Raw genomic sequence first — 12594 nt, forward strand, 5'->3', positions numbered from 1 at the left:
CCGCGCGCACGGAGGACCCGGGGACGATCCGCTACAGCTCGATCGCGTACACGGCGCTGCCGAGCGGCATGCGCTGCATGCGCTCCTCGATCACCCCGCGGAGCGCCTTCCACGCCCCTTCCTTCTCGACGTAGTCGTCGCGGAGGCGCTGCGCGGCGGCCTTGTCGCCGCGCGCCTTGATGCCGAGCACCGTCCTCGCGAGCGCCTCCGCCGCGGCGGGCAGCTTGTCGGCCTGGATCGAGAAGCACCCCTTGTCCGCGCCGTTCGCCGCCACCTCGCCGCGGTAGAAGCCGAGCGCGCCCGCGTCGAGCAGGCTGCCGAGCTGGATCGCGGCGAGCTGGCCGTACGGCCGCGGCTCGCCGCCCGCGGTGTACATCCCCTGCCCCACCTGCCCGAGCGCCCAGATCACCTCCCGCGTCTCCGCCATGCGGGCGAGCGCCGGATCGATCACGCCCCGCTCGGCGAGCCAGCCGGTGAAGAAGAGCGCGCCGGTCTGGGCCTTGAACTCCTCGAGCATCGTGGCGAGCGGCCCGCCGAAGATCTCGTTGTCGGTCTTGCCCTTCACCTTGTAGTTCTGGGTCGGCCCCAGGTTGTGGGCCGCCTCGTGCAGCACCGTGCCCAGCGTCGCGACGGGCCGCTCGAGCGAGACGCTCTCCATCGTGGCCTTGCAGAGGAGCGACGCGGCGGCCTCCCGGAGGGCGGCGCGGCTGTCGTCGTCGTCGAAGAGGTTCACCATGGCCACGGTGCGGCCGCGGCCCTCGGTCGCGACCCGCCCCCAGTTCGGCAGGCTCTGCCCCGCGGTCCCGCCGGTCGCGGCGCGCGAGTCGCCGGCGTTCACCACGATGTCGATGAAGTCGGGCAGGTGGAACGCGACCTTGCGCTCCTTGTACGGCGCGCCCGCGAGCTTCGCGAAGGCCGCCTCCATGTCGGCCTTCGCCGGATCGAGCTTCTTCTGCCAGGCGAGCGACTCCTGGTTGATGCGCGCGAAGCTCACGTGGAAGCCCGCCTTGCGGCTGCACGGCTCCCAGTACGTCTCGTCCGGCCCCACGCGCAGGTACCACGCCGAGCTCTCGGCGTTCATCTTCGACCACGGCTCGTCCGCGAGCTCCCACCGGTTGTCGAGGAACGCCTGCGACGCCGCGAGCAGGTACGCCTTGAAGGCGGCCTCGGTGGGGCTCTGGATCGCCTCGGCCGCGGCCTTGAGCTCCCGGCTCACCGCCTCCATCTCGGGCTTGTAGGCCTCGCTGTACGGCACGGCCTTGAGGGCGCCGCCCTCCTCGACGACCAGGGTGAACGGCGAGAGGAGCGCCTGCTGGTCGCGCCGCGCCTCGAGCGCGGCGCAGAACTTCTTGTCCTGCTGGATCCGCGCCGGATAGGCGCCGGTCACGCGGGGCGGCTTGCTGGGCAGCGCGCTGCAGTTCGGGTCGTTGCGGGTCTTCGGCTGCTCGCACCAGGGCCCCTGGTTGCGCCAGAAGAGCGCCCGGCTGGCCGGGTCGTCGGCCGGGATCGCGTCGGCCATGCCGGCGGAGCCGAGCTGCTTCGCGTGGATCTGGTCGATCAGCTCGGCCACCTTGAGCAGGTGGCCGACGATGGCCCGGTCCTCGGCGGACGCGCCGCGGAAGTCGGACCGGAGGAGCGACGGTCGGCCGGCCGCGAGCTCCGCGAGCACGGCGTCGCGGCGGCGCTGCTCGGCCTCGTCGAGGCCGGCGCGCGGGTGGCCTTCGGCCTTGATCTTGAGCATGGCGGCGTAGGCCGAGGTGAACTCCGGGGTGAACGCCCCGGCGGCGACCCAGGCGGGCGCCTTCGTGTGGTGCCAGAGGGCGGCGACCTCGTCGGGCTCGACGGCGCCCGAGCCGTTCCGGTCCGCGATCCAGAAGAGCGGCAGATCGAGCTCCACGGCGATGCGGTTGAAGTCGAGCCGGGGGATCTGGCCGAAGGGCGGCGCCGAGGGCGCGGCCTGGGCGGCGGTGGGCGCTGGCTCGGCGGCTTTGGGCGGCTCGACCGGCGGGGGGGCGTGCGGCCGCGCGCAGGCGGCCTCCGCGGCGATGGCGGCGAGCGCGGCGAGCGCGGCGAGCGGGGCGCGGGAGGCGGGGTTCGGGAGGGCGGTCCTCATGGCTGGGAGCTACCGTAATTGGGCGCGCTCGGGACTCCGACCCCTTTTCTGCGGGCGAGGCCTCGTCGCCCTGAGCGTCTCGGCCGATGACGTCACGTCCTCGGCGGCATCGACGACGGACGGTGTCTCAGTCGCAGCTGAGAACCGCTCTAGCGGCTACCGTAACGTTGTGCGCGGCTGGGGCCTGGAACCCAGCCCGCCCTGGGCAGCCGCTGTCCGAAGATGCCGGCCAGGAGCTCTCCGGCGCCGTAGTAGCAGAGATAGCCGGCGAGCGCGTACTTGAGCAGCACCGCGGACGCGGGGAGCGAGAGCAGGACGAGGCTGGCGAGCATCGAGCCGGCGCCCACGGCCAAGAGCCACCTCGACTCCACCATGCCCTTGAGCACGACCGACGCCGCGACGCGCAGCGCGCCGGAGACGAACGCCCAGATCCCGACGAGGATCACGAAGATCTCGACCACGTAGCCGCGCCGGAGCACGAGGAGGCCGAGCAGGACGCTCGCCACGCCGCGCACGCGCGAGAGCAGGCGCCGGACGGGCGGCTCGCGCGACGCCCCGAGCAGCGACAGGGCGCCATCGGCGATCGCGTAGACCGCGAACGCCGAGACGAGCAGCCGCCACCCCGCGGACGAGCCATGACCGACGGAGATCGTCAGGGCGCCGGCGCCCACGGCGAGCGCGAGGGCGCCTTGCGCGATGAGGACCCACCGGGAGCGCTCCGGCCGGGTCGGCTTCGGGAAGAGCGTCCGCGCGGCGGCGCGGGCCGCGGCGATCGGGTTCTTCTTCGCCGGCGGCGCGCGGCCGGGCCCCGCCTCCGGGCGCACCACGGGCATCTCGCGCTCGATCTCGCGGCCGTCCTTCCACTCGAGATAGCGCACGTGACCGTCGGGGGAGATGCGGAGAAACGGGTTGTGGGGGCCCGTCCAGGAGCCGCTGTTGAAGTACCAGCCGCCGATGCGGCCTGCCTTGTGGGTGTGCCCGAGCACCGTCACGTCGTGGTCGCCCCTCTCGAGCGCCGCGCGGACCCCGGCCACGTGCTCGCCGAGCCGATCCGGGTTCTGCGCCGGCGTCAGGGCCGAGGTGGGGCGCACGTCCCGCTCCGGTCCGCGGGGGTGCATCGTCGAGAGGGCGCGCCGCCAGATCGTCAGCATCGACTCGCCGAACTGCTCGAGGACGTCCTCCACGCTCTCGCCGCTCTCGAGGAGAGGAGAGCCGTTCTCGTCCTCCCAGACGCCGGCGAAGATGGCGAGCATGCGGCCGAAGCCGGGATCGTCGCCGGCGTTGAAGGGATCGGTCTCGTGCCCGTGCGAGAAGCTGAACCGCTTGCCCCCGAGCTCCCGGACGAACGGCGCGCGCATGTGGTCGAAGAAGGGGTGATGGAGGAAGTCGGTGTCGATGAAGTGCGCGAGATCGATGTCGTGGTTGCCGGGCACGTAGGTGAGCCGCAGCGTGGCGAGCTGATCGAGGAGCGAGCGCCGCTTCACGAGCAGCAGGCTGAGGTTCATCTGCCAGAGCTCGAAGAGGTCGCCGAGGATGAAGAGCTCGCCCCCCTCGCTGCCCACGTGGTCGAGAAATGCGCGCAGCTGCGGCGTCTTCTTGCCTATGTCGAAGTTGTCGCGCACGCCGCCGTCGCCGAGGTGCAGGTCGCTGATGACGAAGATGTCCCTGGCTGCGCCGTCCATCGCCTTGCTCCAGGGTCGAGCGATCCCGCCATGAGACCGGCCGCGCCCCCTGCGGTGCATGAAACGCAAGCCGCGTGCCTCGGCGGCGAGCAGGAGGGCGAGCTCGGGGTCGAGCAGGCGGGCAGCCGTCGCTGGGTGTCGGTGTTGCACGACAGATCTCTCGGCCTGGCCAGCAGCCGCTGTCACTGGAAGCCATTCCGCCAGCGCGCGCCCGGCCGGACGTCACCCGCCGCCGCTCGTCGTCCATCGCTGCGCGCCGTAGCGCAGCACCTGTACCTTCTCGAGCGTGACGAGCCCGCCGCTCATCATCTCGTCGAGGATGGGCACGAGCCGATCGATGTGCTCCTGAGAGTCGACCACTTCGATCACGATCGGCAGGTCGTCGGACAGGTCGAGGATGTTGATGGTGTGGACGAGGCTTCGGGCTCCGAACCCCTCGATGCCTCGCAAGGCGGTCGCGCCGGCAAACCCCTCTTTACGGAGCCGCTCGACGAGCGCGCGGTAGAGCGGCTGGTGGTGCCACCTGTCGCTCTCGCCAACGAAGATCCGGGCACGAACCTGTTCACCGTTCGGAAGGCGCATCGTTCCATCTCCCTCAGGCTCCCTCAGGGTCAGCCTCCGACCAGACGCTTCGAGGTGCCGAGGCCGAGCTCGGCAGCCACGTGCGAGGCCAGCGCGATGCCGACCAGACCGCCCACGAGGCAGCCCGCCACCGTCGCGACCAGGTTGATCCCGGCGGTGAGCCAAGCCCTGTCCTGCAAGAGCTTCAGCGTCTCGTAGTTGAACGTCGAGTACGTGGTGAAGCCACCCATGACCCCCGTGCCGAGCGTCAGCCGCGCCGTGGGGCCGAGGAGGTCGGTCGCAGCGCTGAGCTGCATGACGACGCCGAGCAGGAACGAACCGGCGACGTTGACGGCGAGCGTTCCGTACGGGAACGCGCCGCCCATGCGGCGCTGACACCAGAGTCCGACCGCGTAGCGGGCGAGCGTACCGAGCGCGCCCCCCAGCCCGAGCAAGAGCAACCGAACCAACATTCACCTCTCCCTGTGGGCGCCGAAGGACCCCCGACGGCGCGATCTCGTGCCGTAGGAGTCATCGGCCGACCTCAACACGTCGAGGGCCAGCGGTTGTTGGCGGACTCCACCGCCGCTTCTCGTGTGAGCCCGATCCGACCGCCTGTCAACCATGGGACCGCGCCACGGCGCAGGGGACAGGGCGGGCGAGCTTGGCGTGGCCGCCGCGGTCCGATTCGCCCTCGAGCTCCTCGTCGCTGGCGACCGCGGCCGGACGAGTGGTGGCGGCTCGCTCGGACGACTCGTCGCGTCACCACTCGGAGGAAATGGCCGATGAGCCCAACGGCGCGATGACCTGGGCCGCGAGGGGTTGGATTTCCGGCGCGGCTGCGGCGCCGGTCGACCATCGCGCGATCAGCCGCGCCAGCTCGAGCGACGCCTCCCACGGCCTCAGCACCTCGGCCGCGAGCGGCTGGATCGCCGTCGACGCCGCGCCCACTTGTTGGCTTGAGAGCGGACATTAGGCGTGCTTGACGCCGGCCGCGCCGAGCTCGCCCCGTGGTTTTCGACGCCGGCGCGATCCCGAGCTCGACGCCGCCCACGTGGACGCCGCCGTGCCGAGCTCAGCAAGCGGCGCATGCGGCAGCGTGGCCGCGCCGCATGGGCCAGCGCCCACCGGCAGTTCGTCGCAGGTGACCCGGGCTTGTTCGAGGTTGCCGCATTGAACTTGCACCCGGCGACAGGCTTGCTTCGCGACGAGCGCAGAACACCCGGACGATGCCTACTACGGCAGATTTTCCTCGTCCTACGGCTCCGGGATGCGCACCGCGTGGCACCGTCACACTCGACCGAGGTGGCTCGCAGGTTGCGTCGCCCGTACCATGCGAATGGTTCCGACGGTTGCCATCATCGTCTCGCTCGATGGAGTCGCTCTCTGCGTTGCATCTTGTGTCATGCATCCATCAGAAAATTTCGACGAGACGGAGGTCGACATACCAATCAGCGATCCAAGATCTTACAACCTGGCACTTGACGACGAGACGGAGAGCTGCTCCATGGCCGAGATGGACGCGATCGGCTCACTCAAAATCATCCGCTGCAAGAGACATGAGCACGGCGCCGAGTGCATGACGAAGTGCGCCGATGCAGGAATATCATGTCCTGGCGGGCGAAAGCATCCATACAAGAAGAACGTCAAAACGGGATTACTGTGGCAGTGCAGAGGCATCGGCGTGGCCACCAGCTGCTGGTACTACTACGAGAACGGAGATAGCTGTACGTTCTTCTTCGGCAGAGTTCCCGTCATGTGCCGCTACGTGGGTGGAACTCCTGATTGAGAGCGCGCGCGCAGGACGCTGCGTCCCGCGCCGCGCGCTTCCAGTCCTGCCCGAACAGAGACTCCATGGATCGCAGAGCGAGCGGGCAGAATTCGGGCGATCGCTCTCCACCCGAGAGCGCAGCGGAACCTAGGCTGCGGAGTCGCTGCATCTGCTCGACGTCCTCCGCGGTGACGGGTGTAGGCCCGTGCAGGCGACCGCGGATTTGCTCTGCCATCACCCCCTCGACGGCGGTCATGGTGTTTTCCCACGCCCTGGGATCCACCTGGAGATCGGCGTCGCCGCGCTCGATCGCGTCGGCGAGAATGCGGATGTAGCCGACGGCGTAAACCACGGTCATGGTTGCCCAATCGAGCAGATCCTCGTCCTCTTCGCTGAGCACATCCTCGTCCTCTTCGTCGTCGTTGGTGAGGGGCTGATCCGGGTGAGGCATGCCCGCAGTCTAGTCCAATCTCACGATGGGAAAGGCGCAGCGGCGTCGCCTTTGATCGATTTCTAGTGACAATCGACACAGTCGAGAAAATCGACACGGGTCACCATCGATCCAAGGCCGAGCTCGGCAGCCACAGAAGAGGCCAGCGCGATGCTCAGCAGACTGCCCTCGCTTGCCACGGGTCCGTGAGCAGGGTTGAGCGCGTCGCCGCCCGGCGGCGTAGGTCGACCGCAAACGCGGAGCAGCGGCCCGGCACCGACCACGACATGGGCCGCCCCGCGCCGGCCAGGTCGAGCCTATGCCTGGCAGCAGAAGGTCGACGGTTCGGCCGGCAGCAGCTCGCCCGTCGGCTCGCCGCCGCTCGGCGCGCAGGCGCCGGGATCCACGGCGACGACCTCCGCCGCCTTGCTGCCGAGCGCGACGCCGGGCGGCGTGACCCCGCAGAACGGCGTCGTCGAGCTCACGACGTTCGACGCGAGCAGGTTCGCGCACGCGCCGTCGCTGTAGACCGAGGCCATGATCGTGCACGACGCGCCCTCCGGCGCCCCGCAGCCGCACTCGGAGCAGCCGCGCGTGTCCTCGGCACCGCCGTAGAAGACGTGCCTGTCGAGATAAGGGCTCTCGCACGTCACGTCGCCCTCGTGGAAGATGCACGTCAGGAAGCCGCCGGGCGGCGGCGCCCCGGGCTCGCCGGGCGACGGCATGCAGGTGCTCCGGTCGCCGGGGCACTCGGTGTAGGCGCCGGGCAGGCAGGCGAGCGCCCGGGTCTGCCACGGGTCCTCGCGCGCCGGCGGCGGCGGCTCGTCCACCCTCGGCGTGCACGCGGCGGTCACCAGCACGGTCGGCGCGTCGACCGAGAGCGACTGCACGCACGGCTGTCCGCCGCAGTCCTGCCCCGCGGGGATCGTCGCAAGCGACCGGGGCTTGTTCGAGGTTGCCGCATTGAAACTGCACCCGGCGACAGGCTGGCTTCGCGAAGAGCGCAGAACACCCGGACGATGCCTACTACGGCAGATTTTCCTCTTCCTACGGCTCCGGAATGCGCACCGCGTGGCACCGTCACACTCGACCGAGTGTGGCTCGCCGGTTGCGTCGCCCGTACCATGCGAATCGTCCCGACGGTCGCCGTCATCGTCTCGCTCCATGGAGTCGCTCTATGCGTTGCATCTTGTGTCATGCACCCATCAGAAAATGTCGATGAGACGGAGGTCGACACACCAAACAGCGATCCAGGATCTGACAACCTGGCACTTGACGACGAGACGGAGAACGGACCCACGGCCGAACCGGAGGCGATCGGCTCCTTCAAGCTCATCCGCTGCAAGAGACATGAGCACGGCTCCGAATGCATGATGAAGTGCGCCGCAGGAATATCTTGCCCGGCCGGACGAAAACACCCGTACAAATCCAACGTCAAAACCGGACTACTGATGCAATGCAGAGCCCTCGGTCTGGTCAGCAGCTGCTGGTACTATTACGAAAACGGAGATATCTGTCGGTTCATCCTCGGGGCTCCTATTCTGTGCCGCTACGAGGGTGGAAAGCCTGACTGAGAGCGCGCGCGTAGGAAGCAGCTTCCCGCGACGTGCGCTTCCAGTCCGGTCCGAACAGAGACTCCATGCACTGAAGAGCGAGCGGTCCGAGCTCGGGCGACCGCTCACCGCCCAAGAGGGCAGCGGAACCCAGTTCGCGGAGTCGCCGCATCCGCTCGACGTCTCCCGCGGTGATGGCTGTAGGCCCGTGCAGGCGACCGCGAATGTGCTCCGCCATCGCCCCCTCGGCGGCGGTCAGGGTGTTTTCCCACGCCCCGGGATCCACCTGGAGATCGGCGTCGCCTCGCTCGATCGCGTCGGCGAGGATGCGGATGTAACCGACGGCGTAGAGCTCGGCCGTAGCCGCCCAGTCGAGCAGATCCTCGTCCTCTTCGCTGAGCAGATCCTCGTCGTCTTCGTCGTCGTTGGTGAGGGGCTGATCCGGGTGCGGCATGTCCGGAATCTAGTCCGGTCACCCGATGGGTCGAGCCTATGCGACGCAGCAGAAGGTCGACGGTTCGGCCGGCAGCAGCTCGCCCGTCGGCTCGCCGCCGCTCGGCGCGCAGGCGCCGGGATCCACGGCGACGACCTCCGCCGACTTGCTGCCGAGCGCGACGCCGGGCGGCGTGACCCCGCAGAACGGCGTCGTCGAGCTCACGACGTTCGACGCGAGCGTCTCCGAGCACGCGCCGTCGCTGTAGACCGAGGCCATGATCGTGCACGACGCGCCCTCCGGCGCCCCGCAGCCGCACTCGGAGCAGCCGCGCGTGTCCTCGGCACCGCCGTAGAAGACGTGCCTGTCGAGATAAGGGCTCTCGCACGTCACGTCGCCCTCGTGGAAGATGCACGTCAGGAAGCCGCCGGGCGGCGGCACCCCGGGCTCGCCGGGCGACGGCATGCAGGTGCTCCGGTCGCCGGGGCACTCGGTGTAGGCGCCGGGCAAGCAGGCGAGCGCCCGGGTCTGCCACGGGTCCTCGCGCGCCGGCGGCGGCGGCTCGTCCACCCTCGGCGTGCACGCGGCGGTCACCAGCACGGTCGGCGCGTCGACCGAGAGCGACTGCACGCACGGCTGTCCGCCGCAATCCTGCCCCGCGGGGATCGCGCTCGCGGCCGTGCAGGCGCCGTCCCAGCCGTCGGGGGCCGCGAAGGCGGTCTCGACGCTGCCGGCGTCGGCGCGACACGCCGCGGCCGTGTGGGCCGACCAGCCCAGCGGGAGCTCACATGAGGCCGACGCCGGCGGGTCGCAAAGGCAGGCCGCACAGGCGAGCGGCGCCGGCGCCAGGTCGGCGAACCCCTGGTAGCCGACGTTCGGCGCCTCGGCGGGACAGCCGGGCGCCTGGTCCGGCAGGCCGTACCAGAGGAGCGCCGGGCCGAACCAGCCGAGCGGCGCCGGCGGGACGCAATCGCCGGCGCAGGCGCTCTCCTCGCCGCCGCCGGTCCCGGCGGCGCCTCCGCCACCACCGCCGGCGCCTCCGCCCCCATCCCCGCCGTCGCCCGCATCCCCGGTGCCCGCCTCGGGGTACGGGCATGCTGGAGAGCCGTATTCACTGGGCTGACAGGGCCCGTAGATGGTCGGATCGCCGGCGCAGCCCGGCAACACGAGGAACCCTGCCATCAACAACGGGTAGATCCGCATACGTGGCAAGGTACCCCATACCGCTCCACGCAGACAACGACCATCTCTCGTGACGGTCGTAGTCACCCGCGAGCTCGTCATTACAAATTCGAACATATTTTTCTCACCAATCCTCACGGCGCTGAGTCCCGTCTCGCAGGTCCGCTCAGTAGCTGGCCGTAACCCCCAGCCCGAAAGCGGCGCCGAGCGGCGGAGACGTCCAGTAGAGTGGCGCTGGCGTCACGCCATGGTCCACCTGACGCCTGAGCCGCGCTTCTTCCACGATCCCGCTCGCCTCGGCGTGGGCGTGCACGGACCACCTGTCCGAGAGCCGCCACGCGCTGCCGAGCCGCGCCCCTATCCCGAGCAGGGCCTTGCTGCGCACACGCAGGTCCCACGGCTCTTCCGGGGCGAATCGGACGGCGCCGAGCGTCGCGAGCCCGCAGCCGAACAGGTGGCGACCGCGAAGGCAGGCGACGGTGGCTGCCGTGAAGGCCGTTGTCCCGAGGGGCACGCCCTCGACCTCCTTCGCCAGCGAGACGAGCCCCCGCCCCTCCACGGCGACCGACCAGTCGGACCAGCGCACGCCGAGGGCTAGGGTCGTCCCGGCCGCGACCCCCGGCGTGATCCCCAGTCCGACGGTCGCCCCGAGCCCCGCCTCGATCCGCAGCGGTTCGGAAGGACCTGCGGTCGCCCCCTGCCCCGAGGAGGTAGGCAGCGCCGGCGCGACCCGGCCGGACGGCGCCGGCGCCGCGCGCGCCGCCTGTGGGGGCGGCGAGGCCCTCGGCGGCCGCTCCGGGGCCTGCGCATGCCCGGAGGGCGCCTGCGGTGCCTGCGCCCCGTGCGCAGACGGCATAGGCCCGGGCGCCCCCTGCGGAGTCTGCGCAGAAGGCACAGGCCCGGGCGCCCCCTGCGGAGCCTGCGCAGCTCCAGGCGGCGAAGGCTCACGCGACCCTCGCTCCGGCATGCTCAGGAGCTGCGCTGCGACAGCGAGCCCCACGCCGGCGACGAGCACCTCGCAGGCTCCGCTGGTGCTGAACCCGTCGGCCCACCGGGTCTTCCCCTCGCTGTCGCGCAGCGCCAGGGAGGCGACGAGCTCGGCCCCCTGGCGCTCGATCCTGGCCGAGATCAGGAGCGGAGCGTCGTCCCGGAACGGATCGGCGCCGACCACCCGCGCCACCTCTGCGCGCAGGGACGACGCGTCAGGGCAGCGTTCTGCGCCCCGACCGCGCACGTACTCGAGGCGCGCCGCCCTCGGGCGCGGCTCCTGCTCGGCGTGAGCTGCCTCGACGGAGAGCAGGTACGCGGCCCCGAGGGCGGCAGCACCGGCAAGCGCCGCGCGCCGGACACGGCGTCGAGGCCGCGAGGCGCCGCGCGCGGGCCGCGCACGCCGCGGCCGTCCGTCGTGGGGCCGGCTCATCGCGACGGCTCCGCGCTCGCCGCACCCTCGGCAGAGCCGGCCAGGCGCGCCTGCGCGAGCTCCCGGAACCGCTCGCGCACGGACCTCAGACGGCCGCTCGGGAACCGCTGCTCGTGCAGGGCGAGCTGCTGGAGCGCCCCGGCGGGGTCGCCGGCGGAGAGCATCGCCTGCGCCACGTCGAGCACCCGGTACTCCTCGACGAACGAGTCTTCCCGGGCGCTCGTCGACGGCGCTGGACGCAGCGTGACGTCGCGCGCCGGAGACGGCGCCATGGCGCGCCGGGAGGTCACGTCGGGCGCGGGCGCCGGCGCGGTGGGCTGCGGCGCCGGCGTCTCCCGCGGCGCCGTCTCCATGGCGCGGGCGCTGCGCGCGCGGAGCAGCTCGGCCAGAGGCGCGCCGAAGCGGTCAGCCCAGAGCGGCCGCGGCGGCGCGAGCGCCAGCAGCAAGGCCAGGGCGTATCCAGCGCTCGCCGCGATCCACCGGAGCGCGGATCTCACCTGGCCCAGCCGGGTGAGCCAGCCCGCGAGCCTCGCTGGCGCGGATGCCGGCGGCGCCAGCGCAGGGGGTGCCGGCGGCGGCAGCGCGGCTTCAGGCAGCGCGGGCGCAGGCGGCGCGGCCTCAGGAAGCGCGGGCGCGGTCGTTCCGGCGTGCTCGCGCGCCAGAAACACCGACGCCAGCGGAAACCCGAGCCAGCAGCCGCGCAGCGCGTCTCGCTGCTCCGGGCGCAGCCGCTGGACGGCAGCGCGGTAGTCCGCGCGGGCGAGGCGCAGCCGGCTGGTGGCGGTGTTGTAGTTGATGCCGAGATCGCGCGCGATCTCGGCGAGCGGCACCTCGTACGCCTCGTGCAGGACCAGGATGAGCCGCCGCTCCGGGGCCAGCGCCCAGAGCAGGTCGATCACGAGCTCCAGCCGCTCTCGCGCCACGGCGCGCTGCTCGCTGAGCGGCGCGGGATCGACCGCTTCGGCGCACCACGCGGGCACCAGGCCATGCGCCAGCTCGCGGCGGCGACGGGCGCGGCCCAGGTAGCGACCGACCTTCCGCCAGGCGATCCCGAACACCCACCGCGCCTCGGCGCTGCGGTGCTGAACTCGGTCTGCGCGGCGCGCGGCAGCGCCGGCGACGCCCGCCTCGGTCTGGTGCGGATGCCAGCTGGGCTGGGGCGGCTGCCAGCTGGGGTCGAAGCGATCCAGGGTCTTGTACGCCGTGAGAAGGACCTCCTGGAGGAGGTCGTCGATGTCGGGCTCGGCCACGCCCAGGAGCCGGAACACGCCGGGGAGCGTTTCCACTGCGGCTGTATGAAGGGCGTTCCAGGTGCGATCGCGGGAGGTGCCGGCGGGGGGCGAGAGAGGTGCGCTCATACCCCTTTCATTGCGGGGGGCTCTCCGGACCCGTTTGTGTTTCGCGCCGAGCGTCCGCCGGCGCGCGTCCGCCGCCGCCGGCGCACGGCGC

The 12594-nt window shown here is 71.4% G+C and carries 12 protein-coding genes and 1 riboswitch; of the genes, 1 reads left to right on the forward strand and 11 read right to left on the reverse strand.

Going from position 1 to position 12594, the window contains the following annotated elements; translation table 11 throughout:
• Nucleotides 1-31: 31 nt before the first annotated feature.
• From NQZ70_RS23950 to NQZ70_RS23970, 5 genes are all read right to left on the reverse strand, one after another.
• A complete protein-coding gene (locus NQZ70_RS23950) occupies nucleotides 32-2113 on the reverse strand; it encodes a hypothetical protein (RefSeq protein WP_129576269.1) in 2082 nt (693 codons plus the stop codon).
• Nucleotides 2114-2262: 149 nt separating this feature from the next.
• Nucleotides 2263-3945 (reverse strand): DUF308 domain-containing protein, encoded by a 1683-nt coding sequence (locus NQZ70_RS23955; protein WP_237245560.1) that lies wholly within the window; start codon nucleotides 3943-3945, stop codon nucleotides 2263-2265.
• A gap of 72 nt (nucleotides 3946-4017) precedes the next feature.
• Nucleotides 4018-4377 carry a DUF190 domain-containing protein gene (locus tag NQZ70_RS23960; RefSeq protein ID WP_129576270.1) on the reverse strand — a complete coding sequence of 120 codons (360 nt, stop codon included), beginning with the start codon at nucleotides 4375-4377 and terminating at the stop codon, nucleotides 4018-4020.
• A gap of 29 nt (nucleotides 4378-4406) precedes the next feature.
• Nucleotides 4407-4826 carry a fluoride efflux transporter CrcB gene (crcB, locus tag NQZ70_RS23965; protein WP_408022436.1) on the reverse strand — a complete coding sequence of 140 codons (420 nt, stop codon included), beginning with the start codon at nucleotides 4824-4826 and terminating at the stop codon, nucleotides 4407-4409.
• Between the two features lie 48 nt (nucleotides 4827-4874).
• Nucleotides 4875-4952: riboswitch (Fluoride riboswitch) on the reverse strand.
• Between the two features lie 166 nt (nucleotides 4953-5118).
• Nucleotides 5119-5307 carry a hypothetical protein gene (locus tag NQZ70_RS23970; protein WP_129576272.1) on the reverse strand — a complete coding sequence of 63 codons (189 nt, stop codon included), beginning with the start codon at nucleotides 5305-5307 and terminating at the stop codon, nucleotides 5119-5121.
• 388 nt (nucleotides 5308-5695) lie between these two features.
• Here NQZ70_RS23970 and NQZ70_RS23975 point away from each other — a divergent pair, with 388 nt between their 5' ends.
• The gene (locus NQZ70_RS23975) at nucleotides 5696-6145 is read left to right on the forward strand and encodes a hypothetical protein (RefSeq protein WP_165374124.1); all 450 of its coding nucleotides are present in this window, start codon (nucleotides 5696-5698) and stop codon (nucleotides 6143-6145) included.
• Here NQZ70_RS23975 and NQZ70_RS23980 read toward each other — a convergent pair.
• The 6 genes from NQZ70_RS23980 to NQZ70_RS24005 form a co-directional block, all read right to left on the reverse strand.
• Nucleotides 6111-6578 carry a hypothetical protein gene (locus tag NQZ70_RS23980; protein ID WP_129576274.1) on the reverse strand — a complete coding sequence of 156 codons (468 nt, stop codon included), beginning with the start codon at nucleotides 6576-6578 and terminating at the stop codon, nucleotides 6111-6113. The two genes, NQZ70_RS23975 and NQZ70_RS23980, sit on opposite strands and share 35 nt — an antisense overlap.
• A gap of 296 nt (nucleotides 6579-6874) precedes the next feature.
• Nucleotides 6875-7447, reverse strand: coding sequence for a hypothetical protein (locus tag NQZ70_RS23985; RefSeq protein WP_237245561.1), 573 nt, complete (start codon nucleotides 7445-7447; stop codon nucleotides 6875-6877).
• 646 nt (nucleotides 7448-8093) lie between these two features.
• On the reverse strand, nucleotides 8094-8564 hold the full coding sequence (locus NQZ70_RS23990; protein WP_129576275.1) for a hypothetical protein: 471 nt from the start codon (nucleotides 8562-8564) through the stop codon (nucleotides 8094-8096).
• 36 nt (nucleotides 8565-8600) lie between these two features.
• Nucleotides 8601-9725 (reverse strand): hypothetical protein, encoded by a 1125-nt coding sequence (locus NQZ70_RS23995; RefSeq protein WP_129576276.1) that lies wholly within the window; start codon nucleotides 9723-9725, stop codon nucleotides 8601-8603.
• A gap of 166 nt (nucleotides 9726-9891) precedes the next feature.
• Complete coding sequence (locus NQZ70_RS24000; RefSeq protein ID WP_237245562.1) at nucleotides 9892-10896, reverse strand: hypothetical protein; 1005 nt, start codon at nucleotides 10894-10896, stop codon at nucleotides 9892-9894.
• A 245-nt stretch (nucleotides 10897-11141) separates the two neighbouring features.
• Complete coding sequence (locus tag NQZ70_RS24005; protein WP_129576277.1) at nucleotides 11142-12503, reverse strand: RNA polymerase sigma factor; 1362 nt, start codon at nucleotides 12501-12503, stop codon at nucleotides 11142-11144.
• Between the last annotated feature and the right edge of the window lie 91 nt (nucleotides 12504-12594).

Source organism: Sorangium sp. So ce836 (assembly GCF_028553905.1).
GTDB lineage: Bacteria > Myxococcota_A > Polyangia > Polyangiales > Polyangiaceae > Sorangium > Sorangium cellulosum_D.